Origin of the sequence: Pseudotabrizicola formosa (genome assembly GCF_002900965.1) — a bacterium.
Lineage (GTDB): Bacteria > Pseudomonadota > Alphaproteobacteria > Rhodobacterales > Rhodobacteraceae > Pseudotabrizicola > Pseudotabrizicola formosa.
In genome coordinates this window covers 1,013,696-1,032,396 of the sequence record NZ_PJOM01000002.1, presented here as the reverse complement: position 1 = coordinate 1,032,396, position 18,701 = coordinate 1,013,696, and the positions used below count along the sequence as shown (strand labels likewise).

Genomic DNA, 18,701 nt, shown 5'->3' with positions numbered 1-18,701 from the left:
TCCGGTTGTGGCCTGTTGGTCCCGATCACAGCCCTGTCGGATGCGGCAGCCAGACAGATTTCGCGGGCCCGACCGTTTTCGCAAACGGGGGCGCAGTGCCTCTGAGCACTGTCGTACGAAGAATGTTTAGCTTGGCCTTGGATGACACCACATTTAGTGTCCCGTCAGGATCGCCTGTCAAACTGTCGTATAGCCTCAGGTCCTTCAACCGAATTTTTATCGATTCATCACAAAAAATCGCTTGACCAGACCCAGGTCGCGTTCCGCCTGACGACAGGGTAACCTCGCGTCGATGCGCAGATTTTTGCGGGGTCGGGCGTAGAGGCAGAGTGGCACTGGAACAGATTCTCGTTCATTGCCGCAGGGTTGTGCCGAAACGTTTCCATCACCTGAGGCTGCACCACCGATGCAAGTGCGCAGCCGTTTTCGGGTGCGCCCTGATTCCCGCCGCGATGCCTGCTGTGGCACCAGCCGATCCACCGTGTCCTCTGTGCCATGATCCTGTGGCAACTGACGGACAAGGGGCCTTGGCCGGCATGGCCCATCCGCTTGGCCTGACCCTGACTTGCCCCACCATCACGCAGCATCGGGCTTTGGGGTGGCGCGCCCTGCGCCACTGGGCTAAAGCAAAGGAACACTGGTTCCGCAAAAGCAAGCCCATGACCGACATCATCGCCCGTTGTGAGGCCAAGGGCCTCCGAATGACCGAACAGCGGCGCATCGTCGCCCGCGTCGTGGGCGAGGCCGAAGACCATCCCGATGTCGAAGAGCTTTATGCCCGCGCGGCGCGGGTCGATCCGCGCATTTCGCTGGCCACGGTCTACCGCACGGTCAAGCTGTTTGAAGAGGCCGGCCTGCTGGAAAAGCTGGAATTCGGCGATGGCCGGGCCCGCTATGAAGATGCCGAACGCGACCATCATGACCATCTGATCGATGTGAATTCGGGCGAGGTGATCGAATTTGTCGATCCCGAGATCGAGGCATTGCAGGAACGCATTGCCGCTCGGCTGGGCTACCGGCTGATCGGACACCGGCTGGAACTGCTGGGCGTACCGGTCAACAAACCGCCAAAGGGATGAGCAGCGCCGACAACCCGCGTGCGGCGGCCCTGATGGTGGCCAGTATGGCGGCCTTTGCCTTTGAAGATCTGTTTCTCGTGCGCGCCGCGACCACGATGCCGCCGGGGCAAGTGATTGCGTTGATGGGGGCAGGCGGGGCCTTGGCGTTCTGGCTGTGTGCCGCGCGCCTTGGCCAGCCAATCCTGACCCGCCGTGCCCTGACCGGGGCTGCCGGTCTGCGCAGCCTGTCCGAGGCGGGGGCGGCGATGCTCTATATCACGGCACTGGCCCTGCTGCCCCTGTCGGTCAATTCGGCCCTTCTGCAAGCCTCCCCGCTGGTGGTGACAATGGGGGCAGCGCTGGTGCTGAAGGAAAAGGTCGGCTGGCGGCGCTGGAGTGCGATTGCGGTTGGCTTTGGGGGCGTCCTGATCATCTTGCAACCGGGGACGGAGGGCTTTCGCCTCGCGGGCCTGCTGACGGTGGCCTGCGTGGTCCTGATGGCGGCGCGCGATTTGTCGACGCGGGTGATGGATGCCAGCATCGGCACCTTTCAGTTGACGACATGGGCCTATCTTTCGCTGGTGCCGGCAGGGCTGATCTTGATGGCGCTCCAGGGGCAAAGGTTGCAAGCCATTGATCCGTCTCAATGGTTTGATCTGACGGGCGCGCTGATCACCGGGCTTTTTGGCTATTACGCGGTGACGGCGGCGATGCGGCTGGGCGAGGTGTCGGTGGTGGCGCCCTTCCGGTATGCGCGGCTGGTGTTTGCCATGATCTTGGCGATGATTTTTCTGGGCGAGCGGCCGGATGTCTGGATGCTGACCGGAGCGGCACTGGTGATCGGTTCGGGTCTTTACACCTTCGCCCGCGAGGCACAGCGCAGGCGCGCCCTTTCCATAAAGGCCGACGCAAGGTAAAGACGGGGCCGAGAGCATCATCCGCCATACGGAGCCCCCATGAGCACGATCATTGACATTCACGCCCGCGAAATCCTCGACAGTCGCGGCAATCCCACCGTTGAAGTGGACGTGACACTGGAAAGCGGTGCCATGGGCCGCGCCGCCGTCCCCTCGGGTGCCTCGACCGGTGCACATGAGGCCAATGAAAAGCGCGATGGCGACACATCGCGGTATAAGGGCAAGGGCGTGCTGGATGCCGTGGCCGCCGTGAACGGCGAGTTGGCCGAAGAATTGGTGGGCTATGACGCGACCGAACAGGTCGGCATCGACCGCACCATGATTGAAATGGACGGCACCCCGAACAAATCCCGGCTGGGGGCCAATGCCATTCTGGGCGTATCGCTGGCCGTGGCCAAAGCAGCCGCCGAATTTACCGCACAGCCCTTGTTCCGCTATGTCGGCGGCACCTCGGCCCGCATGCTGCCAGTGCCAATGATGAACATCATCAACGGCGGCGAACATGCTGATAATCCTATTGATATTCAGGAATTCATGATCATGCCGGTGGGCGCGGACAACATCCGCGACGCGATCCGCATGGGATCGGAAGTGTTCCATACGCTCAAGAAAGAGCTGCAGCAGGCCGGGCATAACACCAATGTCGGCGATGAGGGTGGCTTCGCACCCAACTTGAACTCTGCCCGCGATGCACTTGATTTCATTCTGAAATCCATCGAGAAGGCCGGTTTCAAGCCGGGTGTCGACATGTATCTGGCCCTTGATTGCGCCGCGACCGAGTATTTCAAAGGCGGCAAATATGAGATGAAAGGTGAAGGACGCTCGCTAACCATCTCAGAAAACGTCGATTTCCTTGCATCTCTTGCAGCAGATTACCCGATCATCAGCATCGAGGACGGCTGTTCCGAAGATGATTGGGAAGGTTGGAAGCTGCTGACCGACACCATCGGTGACAAGATCCAGCTGGTGGGGGATGACCTGTTCGTGACCAACCCGAAACGTCTGGCCGAAGGCATCAAACAGGGCGTGGCGAACTCGATGCTGGTCAAGGTGAACCAGATCGGCACGCTGACCGAAACGCTGCAGGCGGTGGATATGGCACATCGTGCGCGTTACACCAATGTGATGAGCCACCGCTCGGGTGAGACCGAGGACAGCACCATTGCCGATCTTTCGGTCGCCACCAATTGCGGCCAGATCAAGACCGGCTCGCTGTCGCGCTCTGACCGGCTGGCGAAGTACAATCAACTGATCCGGATCGAGGAAATGCTGGGCGAGACGGCGGAATACGCCGGCCGGTCGATCCTGAAGGGCTGAGACAGCCTCCCGGCGGGGGCGGTCGCGGCGGATGCCGGGCGCCTTCGGCGGGAGATTTCACAAAAGTGCAAAGGGCGGGGGGCGCGATGACAGAGGCTGACCGGATCATTGCCCGTCTGGGTCTTGCGCCGCATCCCGAAGGGGGCTGGTATCGCCAGACCTGGGTGGGGCCTGTTGTCAACGGGCGTCCCTCTGGCACGGCCATCCTGTTCCTGCTGAAATCGGGCGAGCGCAGCCATTGGCATCATGTTGATGCCGATGAGATCTGGCTTTGGCATGCGGGCGCGCCGGTGGTGTTGTCGGTGGGCCGGGATGTGGCAGTCGATCATCTGCTGGGGCCGGATGTGCTGGGCGCGCAGATGCCGCAGATTGTGGTGCCGGCGGGGGACTGGCAGGCGGCGCGCTCGACCGGAGACTATTCTTTGGTATCCTGCACTGTCAGCCCGGGCTTCGACTTTGCCGGCTTTGTGCTGGCCCCGCCGGAGTTCGATCTGCCGCGCTGATTGTTCCGGTCACAAATTGGCATTGGTGGCGGCGCGGCCAAAGCGCTAAGCGGGTGGCATGAGTGCCGCACCCCCCGCCCAAGATGATGACAGCCGCGCCGGCTTTTATTTCGCCCTGATCGCCTATCTGATCTGGGGTGTCATGCCGCTTTACATGAAGCTGCTGGCGCATGTTCCGCCGGTAGAGGTCATCGCGCACCGCGTGCTGTGGTCCTTGCCGATTGCCTTCGTGGTGATCTGGTGGCTGGGGCGGACGCAGGATCTGCGCCGCGCCTTTCAGACCCCGCGCACGCTGATCATGGGGGCGGCCACTGCGGCCCTGATCTCGGTGAACTGGGGGATCTATGTCTGGGCCATCGGGGCAGGCTTTGCGCTGGAGGCGGCGCTTGGCTACTACATCAATCCGTTGTTTTCGGTGCTGCTGGGGCGGCTGCTGCTGAACGAGCGGTTGAGCCGCGCGCAATGGGCCGCGCTTGGCCTTGCCGCCGCAGCGGTGGTGCTGCTCACCTATGACGCGGGGCGGGTGCCGGTGGTGGCGCTGGGTCTGACGGTGACCTGGGGCTTTTACGCCTATCTCAAGAAATCGCTGCCGATCGGGCCCAATCAGGGCTTCACGCTGGAGGTGATGCTGCTGGCCCCGATCGCGCTTGGCTATCTGCTGTGGGTGCAATGGCAGGGCACGGCGCATTTCGGCCAGGGCATAACGCGCGATGACCTGCTCTTGATCGGGACCGGGGCGGTGACGGCGATTCCGCTGATGGTTTATGGCAGCGGGGCCAAGCGCCTGCGGCTGTCGACCATTGCCATGATGCAATATATTTCGCCCACCATGGTGTTCCTGATCGCGGTCTTTGTCTTTGGCGAGCCGTTTGGCACCGTCCGGCTGATCGCCTTTCCGATGATCTGGGCGGCGCTGGTGATTTACACCGTGGCGATGCTGCGCGCCCGGGGCCGCGCCCGGGAGTCGGCCAAGATCAATCGGCCAGTGTGATCCAGACCGGCACGTGATCTGACGGCTTTTCGCCCGCCCGCACCTCGCGGTCGATGCCGGCCCCGGTCAGCCGGTCGGCGGCCTGAGGCGACAAAAGCAGATGGTCGATGCGGATGCCGTTGTTGCGCTCCCAGGAATTGGCCTGGTAGTCCCAGAAGCTGTAATGCCCTGCGCCCTGTTCGCGGGCGCGGAAGGCATCGGTCAGGCCAAGGTTCAGCATCCGGCGAAAGGCTTCGCGGGTGTGCGGCAGATAAAGCGCGTCATCCACCCAGGCCTCGGGCCGGGCGGCATCCATCGCCTGCGGGATGACGTTATAATCACCGGCGCAGATGAAGGCCTCTTCCAGCGCCAGCAGGGCACGCAGGCGGGTTTCCATCCGCGCCATCCATGCCAGTTTGTAATCATACTTCGGCCCGGGTGCCGGGTTGCCGTTGGGCAGGTAGAGCCCGCAGACCCGCACCGGGCGCCGCGCCATCACCACCGCCTCGATCCAGCGCGATTGCGCATCGCTGTCATCTCCCGGCAGGCCGCGCGTGACATCTTCCAGCGGCAGGCGTGACAGGATGGCGACCCCGTTGAAACCCTTTTGGCCATGGGTTTCCACCCGGTAGCCCATGTCTTCAAACAGGTCGCGCGGGAACCCTTCGTCGACAGATTTGATTTCCTGCAGGCAGACCACATCCGGGTTTTGCGCCTGCAACCACCGTGGCAGCGCCTCGATCCGGGCCTTGATGCCGTTGATGTTGAAGGTTGCAATGCGCATGGGCCAGCCTTTCGATGGTGCGGTCCCAGCTATCGGTCAACCGCAGGCCCAAGGCAAGCGGTCAGGCGTCACATGGAAAACGATGTGCCGCAGCCACAACTGCTGCTGGCATTGGGGTTCTCGATCACGAAGCGCGCGCCGATCAGCTCTTCGGTGAAGTCGATCACCGCGTTTTGCAGGAAGGGCAGGGACACCGCATCGACCAGAACCCGCTGGCCGTCTTTTTCGAGCACCAGATCATCCGCCGCCGGATCATCCAGCTTGATTTCATACTGAAACCCCGAACATCCGCCGCCTTCGACGGCCACGCGCAGCGATTTCTGCTCCCCGGTCATCTGGGCAATTTCGGCCAGCCGGGCAAAGGCACGGTCGGTGACGCGCGGATGCAGGGCATCGGGGGGCAGGGTCAGGTCCATGATTTTTCACATATCCTTGGGGTTCATGGTGCAATATAAGGGCGATAGAAGATTTCAACAAGAACGGGCAGTTCCATGCTTGCGCCTTTTGCCTGCCAACCCGATGCCTCCCGCGGTCGCCTGCATGAAGAACGGATGTCGTCCTTTCGCTCGCCCTATCAGCGCGACCGCGACCGGATCATCCATTCATCCGCCTTCCGGCGGCTTAAACACAAGACGCAGGTGTTTGTCGAGCATGAGGGCGATTACTATCGCACCCGCCTGACCCATTCGATCGAGGTGGCGCAGGTCGCCCGCACGATTGCGGGGGTGCTGGGGCTGAACACCGATCTGGCCGAGTGTATTGCCCTTGCCCATGACCTTGGCCACACGCCCTTTGGCCACACCGGTGAGGATGCGCTGGGGGCGCTGATGGCACCCTATGGCGGGTTTGACCACAACGCGCAGGCGCTGCGCATCGTGGCCCGGCTGGAACGGCATTACGCCGATTTTGACGGGCTGAACCTCACATGGGAGTCGCTGGAGGGTATCGCCAAGCACAACGGCCCGGTCATCGGCGAAAATGCCAGTGAAAAGCATGCGGGCCCCTTGCCCTATGCTCTGGCGGAGGTGAATGCCCAATGGGATCTGCATCTGCACACCCATGCGTCGGCCGAGGCACAGGTGGCGGCGATTGCCGATGATGTGGCCTATTCCCACCATGATCTCCATGATGGCTTGCGCTCGGGTCTGTTCGATGCCGCCGATCTGATGGAGCTGCCCGTCACCGGCCCCGCCTTCGCCGAGGTGGATGCGCTTTACCCGGGGTTGGACCCGATGCGGCGGCGCCACGAAGCGTTGCGCCGGGTGTTCGGCCGCATGGTGGAGGATGTGATTGCGGTGGCGCAGGGCCGGCTGGAGGCGGCGCAACCACAATCGGTCGATGATATCCGCCAGATGGGCACCACCATCATCCGCTTTTCCAAACCGCTGTACCAGGAGCTGAAGGCGATCCGCAGCTTTCTGTTCCACCGCATGTACCGCGCGCCTTCGGTGATGGAGGTGCGGGCCAAGGTCACACAGGTGGTGCAGGATCTGTTCGCGGCCTATCTGGCCGACCCGGGCCTGCTGCCCGCCGAATGGGAACATGCGGTACAGGCCTGTAACGATCAGACCGAACTGGCGCGCACGGTGGCCGATTATGTGGCGGGCATGACCGACCGTTTTGCCATTCTCGAACATGGCCGCTTGTGCGGCGGGGTCCTGGTCGAAACCCACACCGGCCCGTCTTTCCCGTCCTAGATTTCAGGCGCGCCGGGCTGCCATCAGCCAGATCCCGGCCAGGCCCAGCGACAGGATCATGTTCCATCCGGCCATCGAAATCCCGGCCAGCGACCAGGCCACCTGATCGCAGCGGGCCGGGGTACCGACGCTTGCAGCCGGGTTGAGCAGATCATCGACGCTGATGCCGGTGATGGCACTGCCGCCACAGGTGGCCAACCCCTCCCACCAGCCATATTCGACGCCCATGTGAAAGCCGCCGATGGCCGCCGTGGTCAGCGCGGCCAAGGCCCCCAACAGCCGAAGGCCGCGATGCGGCACCATGAGCGCCAGAGCCATGATCACCACCGCCGCCGCATGCGGCCAGCGTTGCCACAGGCACAGGGCACAAGGGGCCAGACCGCCGATATGCTGGAACGCAAAGGCCCCGGCCAGCACGGCCGCAGATCCTGCACCCGCAAGAGCAACCAAAGCGCGCGATGACAACCGGACCAGCATCACAAGACCTTCAGCACAACAAACCCGCCGACCAGCAGCAGCATGAACAGCGTGAACATGAGGCCCAGGCGCCGTTCGATGAAATCACGAATGGGTGCGCCATATTTCCACAGCAGGGCCGCCACCACGAAAAACCGGAACCCCCGCGCCACAATCGATGCAATCGTGAACACCACCAGATCCAGCCCGGTCGTGCCCGACAGGATGGTGACAACCTTGTACGGAAAGGGGGTCACGCCTGCGATCAGCACCGACCATGCGCCCCATTCATTGTAGCGGTCGCTGAAGACCTCGAAGTTGTCCGTCTTGCCATAGAATTCCAGCACCGGCAGCCCGACGCTTTCATACAGCACCGCCCCGATCCAATAGCCGAACATGCCGCCCAGCACCGACATGACTGTGGCGACGGTGGCAATCAGGAAGGCGCGGCGCGGCGCGGCCAGAATCATCGGGATCATCAGAATATCGGGCGGGATCGGAAACACCGAACTTTCGACAAAAGCCACAAAGGCCAGGGCCCAGAGCGCACGCGGGTGTTCCGCCAGCCGGATCGTCCAGTCATACAAGGCGCGGATCATCTGGACTTCCCGTTGCTGTCGCGAGGCTTGCATCATGACGGTAGACAAAGGTCAAGAACGCTTTCCGTTCCGCCAGCATCTCGCTACTGTGGGTGTGGAAAATGAGTCAAGGGGGCACGGGAGATGCAGTGGCGTGGGCGGCGGGGCAGCCGCAATATCGAGGACCGTCGCCGCAGCTCTGGCGCAAAAGCAGGCGGTATCGGCGGCGTCGGGGTCATCGCCGTTCTGGTGATCGGCTATTTCCTTGGCATCGACGTCACCCCCTTGTTGCAGCAGACCGGCACCCAATCCTCGGCCCCTGCGGATCTGACGCAAGCCGATATCGCGGCGGGCGAGTTTGTTTCGGTCACCCTTGCCGATACCGAAGAGGTCTGGGCCGAGCTGTTCCGGGCGCAGTTGGGGCGGGACTACCAGCCTGCCACGCTGGTCCTGTTCAAAGGGGCCACTCAAAGCCCCTGTGGTGGGGCCTCGGGGGCCAGCGGGCCATTCTACTGCCCGGGCGACAAAAAGGCCTATCTGGATACGGAATTTTTCACCGTCATGGAAGAAAGGCTGGGGGCAGGGGGGGAGTTTGCCGCCGCCTATGTGGTGGCCCATGAAATTGCCCATCATGTGCAGAACGAGCTGGGCATTCTGGGCCAGGCCAACCAGCTGCGCCAACAGGTCAGCCAGGCCGACAGCAATGCCATCTCGGTGCGCATCGAATTGCAGGCCGATTGTCTATCGGGGGTCTGGGCCCGCACGGCGGCGCGCAATTTTGGCACGATTGACCGCGATGACATTGAAGAGGCGGTAAATGCCGCGCGGCAGATTGGCGACGACACATTGCAACGCGCCGCCGGTCGACGCCCGATGCCGCATACCTTTACCCATGGCACGGCCGAGCAGCGGTCGCGCTGGTTTGTCACCGGGCTGCAATCGGGCCAGATTGCCGCCTGCGATACCTTTGCCACCGACGATCTTTAGCCCGCGCACAGCCTGTTGACGCCGCCCGGCAGGGCGGCTAAACGATGTGCCGAGTGGCCCGAGTGGTGGAATTGGTAGACGCAGCGGATTCAAAATCCGCCGCCGCAAGGCTTGTCGGTTCGAGTCCGACCTCGGGCACCATCCTGTTTTAGTGAGACGATAGCACAGCAACCGCAGGTGCAAGGCGGCACATGCCGGGCCATGCCCTATTGGTGCCGCACGGACGATTCGCGTCAAACCGCTAAAAAAGTGTTAATTGTTGCCATTCGGGAAACCCGCGCTTTGGCGCTAAAGCTGCGGAATGGCAAAAATGCGGCGCGGCGATGCGCGACTTTTTCAGTCGTAAGATTGTTTCTACCTTCTGGGCAAAGCCGCAGTTTGGCGGGTCAGTTCCCTGTGCTGGGCCGGGAAATGGCGCATAATGCGGGCCCAAGCCGGGCCATGCCGTTTCACATCCGGAAACAGGCAGTCTGCGCACGAACGTGCCCGACCCGTGGTTTCTGAGCGCGCGTCGCGTTTTATGCCCTTTTGCGGGCGCATCGTCGCCCCGGAAGTCGCGCATTTTTGCCTTTTTTACTTCCCGTTAGCCTTAATGGATTGTAGGTATTTGATTGTCTTGCTGGGCAGGACAACTGACCGTGGGGGCGGTCGTCTGGTGACAGTGTGCTGCCAAGCATTCTGGACAATGGATCGGATGTCGGGCCGTGGGCAATCGCGGGTCGAAATGCGGAATCATGGCAGTCTCGGAAGGCAGATGCCTTGCGGGGATGCGCATGGTGAACCGGACGTCAGGTCGCGTGGTGAATGCGCAGGGGGGCCTGTGCAGAACGCCAAGGTGCCGGCCCTGTGACAGGGGACGGTGCAAAGTGATCTGTGCGGCGGGATGTCCCGTCCGCTGTAAGGAAACGTACAATGACGATTATCGCACTTTACAACCTGAACGATCCCGCAACCACCGCCACGGACAGCGCAGCAGATGATGGCGCACAGCTTGGCGAATATATCAACGGCGCCTTGTCAGTTGGTGGCCGCGCGGTGTTGGATGGCGTGGACGATATCGTCAAGATTTACGTGGACCCAGCGTTTCAGCTGACCCGCGGCACCTTGGACATTGAGTTCAGCCTGGCAGGCGGCACCACCCTGACCGAACCGCGTACCATTTTGTCGCGCGACAGCGCAGGCGAAACTGCGGGCGGGTTCCGGGTCGAGACCTTGCCCGATGGGGCGGTGCGGATCAGCCATGAAAGCCCCACAGGCACCACGATCTTTGAAACCGCCGCCGGATTTCAGGCCCCGGGTGACACCATCCGCCTGAGCTATTCCTGGGATGCCGCAGGATCGGGCGGCCGGGTGCAGATCGACAACCTGACCACCAGCGGCAGCTTTGCCGATGATGTGCCCGCTGGCCTGACCATGGATATGGGGCCGATCAACCAGAACTGGATCATCGGGGCCGGGCAGTCCACCTCGCCTGCAGGCACCGTGCAGAATGTCGATCAGCACTATGCCGGGGCGGTCGAATTCTTCTCGATCTCGGATTCGGTCGACAACCTGCCGCCAGCGGGTGACCGCGATGGCATCGTGCGCGGCACCGCCGGCAACGACCTGATCGACGTGGCCTATGTCGATCCGTTCGATGGCGATGTGGTCGATGGCAATGATGCGATCCTTGCCGGAGACGGGCCAAATGATGATCGGATCGTCGCCGGCGACGGTGATGACACCATTTTTGCCGGTCTGGGCAATGACCTTGTCTATGCCGGGCCAGGTGATGATGTGGTGTACGGCGAAGACGGCGCTGACATGATTTTCGGCGGTGGCGGCCGCGATGAGGTTTATGGCGGCGAGGGCGACGACCTGATCGACACACGGGCGGATTTTCCGCAGCCCGATATCGACTATCCCGGCCTGTATCCCGCCGACGCCGACCCCTTCAACAACCGAGACTCCGTCTACGGCGGTGCGGGCAACGATACCATCTTCACCGGCGATGATGCCGACCTGATCTATGGCGGCACCGGTAACGACTACATCGACGCCGGTGTCGACAATGACACCGTCTATGGCGGGGACGGCGATGACACCATCATCGGGTCAGAGGGCAATGACAGCATTGACGGCGGGCTGGGCGACGACCTGGTCTATGGCGGCCTCGATTTGTCTTTCCCCGATGCCATCAACATTCCGAACGATGCGGGCGACCTGCGTCCGATGAACAACGCCGATATCATTACCGGCGGCGCGGGCAATGACACCCTCTATGGCATGGATGACAACGACACCCTGTTTGGCGGTGATGGCAATGATCTGCTGTACGGCGGAGTCGACAACGATCTGATCTATGGCGACGCCGGCGATGACACGCTGTACGGCGAGCATGGCAATGACACCCTCTATGGCGGTATTGGCAATGACGGCCTGTTCGGTGGCATCGGCGCTGATCTGCTGGACGGGGGCGCGGGCAATGATCTGCTGGATGGTGGCGAAGGCAACGACATCCTGCTGGGCGGCGATGGCCAGGACACGCTGCTTGGCGCTGCGGGCGATGACACGCTGGAAGGCGGCGCCGGTGATGATCTTATGGATGGCGGCAGTGGCAATGATCTGCTGGTCGGCGCCGAAGGCGCAGACACGCTGATCGGGGGCGACGGTGCCGATGTCCTGTTTGGCGGCGCAGGCAATGATGTCTTCGACCTGGCCGATCCTGCGACCGGCGCGCCCGATGATTTTGCCGATTTGGCCTTTGGCGGCGCGGATCGTGACATCTTTACCGGCGTGGGCATCGGCGACGCGGTGTTCGGCGGGTCCGAAGGGGATGATTTCGACACCCTCGACCTGACGGGCACCGGCCCGCGCAACGTGGTGCGCACCAATGTCGACAGCGACGGCAACGGCTTTGACGGCTATGTCGACTACCTCGACGCAGACGGCAACGTTATTGGCAGATCAACCTTCACAAATATCGAGAGCATCGTGTGTTTTACCCCTGGAACCCTGATCGCCACCCCGAAGGGGGAAATTGCGGTCGAAAATCTGCGGGTCGGTGACAAGGTCATCACCCGTGACAATGGCATTCAAGACATCCGATGGATGGGGGCCAAGCAGATGGGCTGGCATGATTTTGCCGCCAATCCGCATCTGCGGCCGGTGATGGTCAAGGCTGGCAGTCTGGGCAATGGCCTGCCAGAGCGCGACATGATGCTGTCGCCCAACCACCGCGTGCTGGTGGCCAACGACCGGACCGCCCTGTATTTTGACGAGCATGAAGTGCTGGTCGCGGCCAAGCATCTGGTCGGCGGCAAGGGCATTCAGCAGGTCGACTCGGTGGGCACCACCTATGTCCATTTCATGTTCGATCAGCATGAGGTGGTGTTGTCGAACGGGGCCTGGACCGAAAGCTTCCAGCCCGGCGATTACACGCTGCGGGGTCTTGGCAACTCACAGCGCAGCGAGCTGATGGAGCTGTTCCCCGAGCTGAAAGCCCCTGCCGGGGTCGAGGCCTATCAAGCCGCCCGCAAGACGTTGAAAAAGCATGAGGCGCGCCTTCTGGTGCGGTGACACGGCGCTGTAAAGCACGCGTCCTCACCACAGGGTCCGACCGGCAATAGGGCTCTGACTCGGCTCCTTTTACATTGGCGCAGCGGTTGATCCTGATTGTGTCGTTGGCCGCAACAAACCTGGCCTCAGCCACCTTTTGGCCATGTTTTGCCAAAGTCGCGCCGCCTTCCACCTGTATCCACAAATTGAGTAAAATTAAGTGGATACGCCCGAATGGCCAACATCACCGGGACGGGTGGCAACAACACGCTGAATGGCAGCAGTGATGCCGACACGATCAGCGGATTTGGCGGCAATGATGTGGTCAATGCCGGGGGCGGCAATGACACCGTCTTTGGCGGCACGGGCAATGATACGCTCAACGGCCAGGACGGCGACGACAGTCTGCTGGGCGAGGCGGGGGCAGACCGTCTGTTCGGCGGCGCGGGCAACGACTCGCTGTTCGGCGGCAGCGGGGCCGACAGCCTGGAGGGCGGCGCGGGCGATGACCTGCTCGATGGCGGTGCAGGGGATGACACCCTGATCGGGGGCGGCGGCACTGACACCGTCACCTATGCGTCCGAAACCGCTGCGGTGGCCGTGAACCTCAACACCGGAACCGCAACCGGCACCTCTTCCGGCACCGACAGCCTGAGCTCCCTCGAAAATGTCATCGGCACCGGGTTCAACGACACGATCACTGGCAGCAATGAGGCCAATCTGATCGAGGGCGGTGCAGGTGATGACCTGATCGACGCAGGCGCAGGCAAGGACACGGTGTTTGGCGGTGCGGGCAATGACACCCTCATCGGTGGCAATGACTCGGGCGCGCATTACGCCAGCAACGCGCCCTCCTTGACCTACAACCTGATTTCCCTTGGCACCGTTGCGGATATCGATCCGGATGAAGCCAACGGCAGTTCGGAAAATGCCGCAAACCTGCTGACCACCTTCGGCAGCGCCGCCACGCCTTTGTCCGGGGCGATCGTGCGCGCCACCGCCGTCGATCTGAACGGCGACGGCATTCTGGCCGACAATGATGCCAATGCCGCGGGCAATACCGAGCATTTCCTGATCGATGGCGTGCAGGCCTATCTGGATTCCACCCAAGTCTATAACGCGACCGTCACCTTTGCCGATGGCAGCAGCGGTCAGATCACCGCCGTTGTGATCCAGCTTACCGATGGCCGGGTGTTTCTGGCCCCCGAGTTCGAGATCAACGACGACTCGGCCCTGTTGACCAGCGGGCCGATCACCGCGATTCAGCTGACCTCGGTGAACACTGCCGACACCGGGCTTTATGCGGCCCGGTTGGATACCGGCTATCTTGGCACCGGCGATGACGACCTGCTGTATGGTGGCGACGGCGATGACTCGCTCAGGGGCGGCACTGGCGCCGACACCCTTTACGGCGACGCCGGCAATGACACGCTGGAGGGCGGTGCCGGCGATGACCTGCTTTTCGGCGGGGACGGCAATGACACCATCCTGTTCGGCGCGGGCAATGACACCGTCTTTGGCGGCGCAGGCGATGACACGATCGACGATGTCAGTGGCGGGCAATTGTCGGGCGACAACCTGCTGTCTGGCGGCGACGGCAATGACACGATCTGGGCCGGGGGCGGCACAGATACCATCTATGGCGACGGCGGCAATGATCTGCTCTGGGGCGAGGGCGATGACGACCGGATCTATGGCGGGGCAGGCGACGACAGCCTCTATGGCGGCGCGGGCAATGACACGCTTGATGGCGGCGACGGGGCCGACCTGCTTGATGGCGGCGACGGGCGCGATCTGTTCTTTGGCGGCCCGGGCGACACGATCTTTGGCGGCGATGGCGGCGACAACTATGACACGCTGGATCTGTCGTCCTGGGGCAAGAATGCGACAAACATCGTATTCGATGCGGCCAACGGTCAGAATGGCAGGGTCGAATTCCTTGACTCCGATGGCAAGGTTTCTGGCACTCTGTTCTTTTCGGGCATTGAAAATGTGGTGCCCTGTTTCACACCCGGAACCCTGATTACCACGCCGCTGGGGTTGCGCCGCGTCGAGGCTCTGCAGCCCGGTGACCGGCTTCTGACCCGCGACTCCGGGTTTCAGGACATCGTCTGGGTCGGACGGCGCGATCTTGGCGCGGCGGATCTTCTGGGAAATCCGGCGTTGGCCCCGGTGCGGATCGCAGCCGGCGCGCTTGGCGGCGGCTTGCCCCGGCGCGACATGGTGGTGTCACCGCAGCATCGCATGCTGATGGAAGGCGTGCGGGCCGAACTGCTGTTCGGAGAGTCCGAGGTGCTGGTGGCGGCGATCAACCTGATTGGCCTGCCGGGCATTGCCCGGATCGCCGTGCGGCGTGTGAGCTATCTTCATGTGATGTGCAGCCAGCACGAAATCATCCAGGCCGACGGAGCCTGGACCGAAAGCTTTCAGCCTGGCATCGCCACGCTGCGGTCGATGGACCAGGGCCAGCGGGACGAGATGCTGGCCCTGTTCCCGGAACTGGCCGAAGGGACACAGGCCTATCCGGCGGCACGGGCCACGCTGCGCGCGCATGAAGCACGGGTTCTACTCGCGGCCTGACCGCCAGGTGGCCCAGTCTTCGGGCGTATCAAGGTCGGTGGTGGCGTGCCGGTCGGGCAGGGCGATCAGGCGCAGCAGGCCGGCATGGCGGCGCAGCAGGGCGCGCGCGCCGTCATCGCCCGACAGCTGCATCAGCTCGGCCCGAAGAGAGGCGGGAAAGATCACCGGATGGCCGGGCTGGCCGCTGGCATCGGTGGCGCGCAGGATCTGATCCGGCGCATCGGCATAAGCGCGGGCCATCTGCATCAGGTCTGCGGTCGTGATCTCGGGCAGGTCGGCCAGCAGGACCATCACCGCTTGCTGCGGCGGCAGGCTGGCCAGCCCGGCGCGCAGGCTTTGGGCCAGGCCGTCTTGCGCATCGGCGACAGGGATGTGCCGGATCGGCAGGCCGCTCAGCGCTGCAGCGCGGGCGGGGCGGTCAGGGGGAAGGGTGACGGTGACGGCCAGACCAGTGGCAAGCGCCTGACCAGCGATGTGGCGCAAGAGCGGCTGACCTGCCACTGGTTGCAACAGCTTGTCCGTCCCCCGCATCCGGCGCGATGCCCCGGCGGCAAGGATCAGGATCTGCAGGTCGGGCGTGGAGATTGGCATGGATGCTCCGCTGCGACGCAAGCCGGGCTGCGCCTGATGTGGCAAGGGGGGCGGCCTCCTCGATATTTCACGCCACAGCGGGGTCAGGCGCGCATGCGCCCGCCGTCGTCCCACAGCGGTGCAAGCGTCACACGGGCCGGGCGGCGGTGGCCGAGGATTTCGATTTCCACCGCCAGGCCATCGGTGATGCTGCCTTCGGGCAAAAAGCCCATGGCGACCGACTGGCCGGTGGTATGGCTGTAGCCCCCCGAGGTACAATAGCCCTGCACGGTGCCATCCAGCCAGATCGGTTCCCATGCCACCACATCGGCATCGGTGGCGTCAACGATGAACTGGGTAAGCCGGCGTTTGGGGCCACTGGCTTTCTCTGACATCGCAGCAGCCTTGCCGATCCAAGCGGAGGGTTTGTTCCACTGGATGAAGCGGTCAAGGCCGGTCTCTGCCGGTGTGTAATCGGGGCTGAATTCGCGCCCCCAGGAGCCGAACCATTTGTCAAGCCGCAGGCTCATCATGGCGCGCATCCCGAACGGGCGCAGGCCAAGGTCTGCCCCATGGTCATTCAGAACATCCCACAGGTGGCGGACCGACATCTGGTCGGTGTAGATCTCATAGCCCAGATCGGCGGTATAGCTGACGCGCTGCACCAGACAATTGGCCATGCCGATGGTCAGGCGTTTTGCGTCCATGAACCGGAACGCCTCTGCCGAGACATCGGCGCGGGTGACGCGGGACAAAAGCGTGCGGGCGTTCGGCCCCGCGATCTGGAAGCCGGACCGGCTGTCGGAGATGTTCTCGACCGTGACGCCCGGTTCGGCGTTCTGGTCGAACCAGCGGCTGTGCCAGCCTTGCGCGCCATAGCTGGCGGTCAGCTGGAACTCGGTGTCCGACAGGCAGGTGACGGTGAAATCGCCGATGATCTTGCCGGAATGGGCCAGCATCGGCGTCAGTGACAGCCGCCCCGGTTTGGGGATGCGGCCCGCCATGATGCGGTCAAGCCAGTCGCGGGCATTCGCGCCGGTGACCCGGTATTTGCCAAAGTTCTGCAATTCATTGATGCCGACGCCCGTGCGGACGGCCATGACCTCCTGGCGCGTTGCCTCCCAGGCGTTGGAGCGTTTGAAGCTGGGCACTTCATGGCGCGGCTCGTCGGGCAGGGCGTGGTAATTCACCACCTCCAGCCCATATTGCTGGCCCCAGACCGCATTCATCTGGTCAAAGACCGGGTACATCGGCGTGGTGCGGAAGGGCCTTGCTGCGGGGCGTTCCTCATTGGGGTACGACACGTTGAAGCGCATCTGGTAGTTTTCGATCACCTTGGGCACGGTGTAGCCGGGGCTGGTCCAGGTGCCAAAGCGCGCGACGTCAAAACCGCGCGGGTCGCGTTCGACCTCACCCTCGATCATCCATTGCGCCAGGGCCAGACCCATGCCGCCGCCCTGGCTGAACCCGGCCATGACCGCGCAGGCCGACCAGTAGTTGCGCAAGCCCGGCACCGGGCCGATCAGCGGGTTGCCGTCGGGCGCAAAGGTAAAGGGGCCATGGATCACGCGCTTGACGCCAGAACGTTCGAGCACCGGAAAACGGCGGTAGGCGAAGGTCACCGAGTCTTCGATCTTGTCGAACTGTTCGTTCAGCAACTCATGGCCAAAGTCCCATGGGGTGCCGTCTACCGCCCAGGGCTCGCAGGGCTTTTCATAAAACCCGATGCACAGCCCCCGGCCTTCCTGCCGCAGATAGGATTCGCCGCCCGGGTCCATCACATGCGGGAATTCGCGGCCTGATTTCAGGATCTCCATGATTTCGGGAATGTCATCGGTCACCAGATACTGATGCGCCATCGGCAAGAGCGGCAGATAGACGCCGGCCATCGCGCCGATTTCCCGCGCCCAGAGGCCACCGGCATTGACCAGATGCTCGCAAGTGATGGTGCCTTTTTCGGTGACCACTTCCCAGCCGTCGCGGGTGGGGTTCGTCTCCAGCACCCGGTTGTGCAGGATGATTTCGGCCCCGCCCATGCGGGCGGCCTTGGCATAGGCATGGGTGGTGCCCGACGGGTCCAGATGGCCGTCCAGCGGATCATACAGCGCGCCGAGGATGCCTTCGAGGTTGACCATGCCATCGGTCAGCTTGTGGATCTCCTCTGGCCCCAGGATTTCGGTGTCCAGCCCCATGTAGCGGTGCTTGGCGCGTTCGGCCTTGAGCTGTTCAAACCGCGCTTCGTTATCGGCCAGCGTGATGCCGCCCACATGATGCAACCCGCAGGACATGCCGGTGATCTGCTCCAGCTCCTTGTAGAGCCGGATGGTATAGCCCTGCAGCGCCGCCATGTTGGTATCGCCGTTGAGCGTATGGAACCCCCCCGCCGCGTGCCAGGTGCTGCCGGATGTCAGCTCGGACCGTTCGATCAGCGTCACATCGGACCAGCCCAGCTTGGTCAGGTGATACAGGACCGAACAGCCGACGACGCCGCCGCCGATCACCACCACGCGGGTATGGGTTTTCATCTGGGTCCTCCGTTGCCTTTGCCCGCCAGAGTGGCGGGGCCGGACCCGGCTGGCATGTCAGACCGCGACAGGAAATGTCGCGGATGGCTGGTGCGGGCAGAGGTGCTCGCGCGTCTGCGCGCTTGCAGCACAGCTGTGATTGCCCCAGGGGGGCGTGTTTCAGAAAGGCGCAACCCCGACAGGGACTTGCCTCTGTGAAACATACGCCCGCCTAAGACCACC

Annotated in this window: 15 protein-coding genes and 1 tRNA gene; 10 read left to right on the top strand and 6 right to left on the bottom strand. The window is 63.0% G+C overall.

Features of this window, described 5'->3' with window-relative positions; translation table 11 throughout:
* Nucleotides 1-659: 659 nt before the first annotated feature.
* The 5 genes from CXR43_RS08890 (at nt 660) to rarD (ending at nt 4,786) form a co-directional block, all read left to right on the top strand.
* Nucleotides 660-1,079, top strand: coding sequence for a Fur family transcriptional regulator (locus CXR43_RS08890; RefSeq protein WP_103334140.1), 420 nt, complete (start codon nt 660-662; stop codon nt 1,077-1,079).
* Nucleotides 1,076-1,975 carry a DMT family transporter gene (locus CXR43_RS08885; RefSeq protein ID WP_103333623.1) on the top strand — a complete coding sequence of 300 codons (900 nt, stop codon included), beginning with the start codon at nt 1,076-1,078 and terminating at the stop codon, nt 1,973-1,975. The genes CXR43_RS08890 and CXR43_RS08885 overlap by 4 nt, the downstream gene beginning before the upstream one ends.
* A gap of 39 nt (nt 1,976-2,014) precedes the next feature.
* The gene (gene eno / locus CXR43_RS08880) at nt 2,015-3,292 is read left to right on the top strand and encodes a phosphopyruvate hydratase (protein WP_103333622.1); all 1,278 of its coding nucleotides are present in this window, start codon (nt 2,015-2,017) and stop codon (nt 3,290-3,292) included.
* A gap of 86 nt (nt 3,293-3,378) precedes the next feature.
* Entirely contained in the window at nt 3,379-3,795 is a 417-nt protein-coding gene (locus CXR43_RS08875; RefSeq protein WP_103333621.1) for a cupin domain-containing protein, read from the top strand.
* 58 nt (nt 3,796-3,853) lie between these two features.
* Nucleotides 3,854-4,786 (top strand): EamA family transporter RarD, encoded by a 933-nt coding sequence (rarD, locus tag CXR43_RS08870; protein WP_103333620.1) that lies wholly within the window; start codon nt 3,854-3,856, stop codon nt 4,784-4,786.
* Here rarD and xth read toward each other — a convergent pair.
* Nucleotides 4,770-5,549 carry an exodeoxyribonuclease III gene (gene xth / locus CXR43_RS08865; protein ID WP_103333619.1) on the bottom strand — a complete coding sequence of 260 codons (780 nt, stop codon included), beginning with the start codon at nt 5,547-5,549 and terminating at the stop codon, nt 4,770-4,772. The genes rarD and xth overlap by 17 nt on opposite strands.
* Nucleotides 5,550-5,617: 68 nt before the next feature.
* Nucleotides 5,618-5,965, bottom strand: a complete 348-nt coding sequence (locus CXR43_RS08860) for a HesB/IscA family protein (RefSeq protein WP_103333618.1) — start codon at nt 5,963-5,965, stop codon at nt 5,618-5,620.
* Nucleotides 5,966-6,040: 75 nt separating this feature from the next.
* On the opposite strand from CXR43_RS08860, the gene CXR43_RS08855 reads away from it, so the two are divergent.
* A complete protein-coding gene (locus tag CXR43_RS08855) occupies nt 6,041-7,246 on the top strand; it encodes a deoxyguanosinetriphosphate triphosphohydrolase (RefSeq protein ID WP_103333617.1) in 1,206 nt (401 codons plus the stop codon).
* 3 nt (nt 7,247-7,249) lie between these two features.
* On the opposite strand, the gene CXR43_RS08850 is transcribed toward CXR43_RS08855, so the two are convergent.
* Together CXR43_RS08850 and CXR43_RS08845 are read right to left on the bottom strand one after the other, a co-directional pair.
* On the bottom strand, nt 7,250-7,723 hold the full coding sequence (locus CXR43_RS08850; protein ID WP_103333616.1) for a disulfide bond formation protein B: 474 nt from the start codon (nt 7,721-7,723) through the stop codon (nt 7,250-7,252).
* Nucleotides 7,723-8,301: a YqaA family protein gene (locus CXR43_RS08845; protein ID WP_103334139.1), complete on the bottom strand. Its 579-nt coding sequence runs from the start codon at nt 8,299-8,301 to the stop codon at nt 7,723-7,725. The genes CXR43_RS08850 and CXR43_RS08845 overlap by 1 nt, the downstream gene beginning before the upstream one ends.
* 123 nt (nt 8,302-8,424) lie before the next feature.
* On the opposite strand from CXR43_RS08845, the gene ypfJ reads away from it, so the two are divergent.
* The 4 genes from ypfJ (at nt 8,425) to CXR43_RS08825 (ending at nt 15,384) form a co-directional block, all read left to right on the top strand.
* Nucleotides 8,425-9,267, top strand: a complete 843-nt coding sequence (gene ypfJ, locus CXR43_RS08840) for a KPN_02809 family neutral zinc metallopeptidase (protein WP_103333615.1) — start codon at nt 8,425-8,427, stop codon at nt 9,265-9,267.
* A gap of 56 nt (nt 9,268-9,323) precedes the next feature.
* Nucleotides 9,324-9,408, top strand: a tRNA-Leu gene (locus CXR43_RS08835).
* Nucleotides 9,409-10,179: 771 nt separating this feature from the next.
* Nucleotides 10,180-12,825: a Hint domain-containing protein gene (locus CXR43_RS08830; RefSeq protein ID WP_103333614.1), complete on the top strand. Its 2,646-nt coding sequence runs from the start codon at nt 10,180-10,182 to the stop codon at nt 12,823-12,825.
* Between the two features lie 213 nt (nt 12,826-13,038).
* Nucleotides 13,039-15,384: a Hint domain-containing protein gene (locus CXR43_RS08825; RefSeq protein ID WP_103333613.1), complete on the top strand. Its 2,346-nt coding sequence runs from the start codon at nt 13,039-13,041 to the stop codon at nt 15,382-15,384.
* Here the strand turns inward: CXR43_RS08825 and CXR43_RS08820 are convergent.
* Both CXR43_RS08820 and CXR43_RS08815 read right to left on the bottom strand, forming a co-directional pair.
* Nucleotides 15,370-15,975 carry a nucleotidyltransferase family protein gene (locus tag CXR43_RS08820; RefSeq protein WP_103333612.1) on the bottom strand — a complete coding sequence of 202 codons (606 nt, stop codon included), beginning with the start codon at nt 15,973-15,975 and terminating at the stop codon, nt 15,370-15,372. The two genes, CXR43_RS08825 and CXR43_RS08820, sit on opposite strands and share 15 nt — an antisense overlap.
* 83 nt (nt 15,976-16,058) lie before the next feature.
* A complete protein-coding gene (locus tag CXR43_RS08815; protein ID WP_103333611.1) occupies nt 16,059-18,479 on the bottom strand; it encodes a GcvT family protein in 2,421 nt (806 codons plus the stop codon).
* Nucleotides 18,480-18,701 lie beyond the last annotated feature (222 nt).

Excerpts from the sequence above, each read along its gene's own strand:
- CXR43_RS08890 (WP_103334140.1), top strand. The coding sequence starts at position 660 with ATGACCGACATCATCGCCCGTTGTGAGGCCAAGGGCCTCCGAATGACC.
- CXR43_RS08885 (WP_103333623.1), top strand. The coding sequence starts at position 1,076 with ATGAGCAGCGCCGACAACCCGCGTGCGGCGGCCCTGATGGTGGCCAGT.
- eno (WP_103333622.1), top strand. The coding sequence starts at position 2,015 with ATGAGCACGATCATTGACATTCACGCCCGCGAAATCCTCGACAGTCGC.
- CXR43_RS08875 (WP_103333621.1), top strand. The coding sequence starts at position 3,379 with ATGACAGAGGCTGACCGGATCATTGCCCGTCTGGGTCTTGCGCCGCAT.
- rarD (WP_103333620.1), top strand. The coding sequence starts at position 3,854 with ATGAGTGCCGCACCCCCCGCCCAAGATGATGACAGCCGCGCCGGCTTT.
- xth (WP_103333619.1), bottom strand. The coding sequence starts at position 5,549 with ATGCGCATTGCAACCTTCAACATCAACGGCATCAAGGCCCGGATCGAG.
- CXR43_RS08860 (WP_103333618.1), bottom strand. The coding sequence starts at position 5,965 with ATGGACCTGACCCTGCCCCCCGATGCCCTGCATCCGCGCGTCACCGAC.
- CXR43_RS08855 (WP_103333617.1), top strand. The coding sequence starts at position 6,041 with ATGCTTGCGCCTTTTGCCTGCCAACCCGATGCCTCCCGCGGTCGCCTG.
- CXR43_RS08850 (WP_103333616.1), bottom strand. The coding sequence starts at position 7,723 with ATGCTGGTCCGGTTGTCATCGCGCGCTTTGGTTGCTCTTGCGGGTGCA.
- CXR43_RS08845 (WP_103334139.1), bottom strand. The coding sequence starts at position 8,301 with ATGATCCGCGCCTTGTATGACTGGACGATCCGGCTGGCGGAACACCCG.
- ypfJ (WP_103333615.1), top strand. The coding sequence starts at position 8,425 with ATGCAGTGGCGTGGGCGGCGGGGCAGCCGCAATATCGAGGACCGTCGC.
- CXR43_RS08830 (WP_103333614.1), top strand. The coding sequence starts at position 10,180 with ATGACGATTATCGCACTTTACAACCTGAACGATCCCGCAACCACCGCC.
- CXR43_RS08825 (WP_103333613.1), top strand. The coding sequence starts at position 13,039 with ATGGCCAACATCACCGGGACGGGTGGCAACAACACGCTGAATGGCAGC.
- CXR43_RS08820 (WP_103333612.1), bottom strand. The coding sequence starts at position 15,975 with ATGCCAATCTCCACGCCCGACCTGCAGATCCTGATCCTTGCCGCCGGG.
- CXR43_RS08815 (WP_103333611.1), bottom strand. The coding sequence starts at position 18,479 with ATGAAAACCCATACCCGCGTGGTGGTGATCGGCGGCGGCGTCGTCGGC.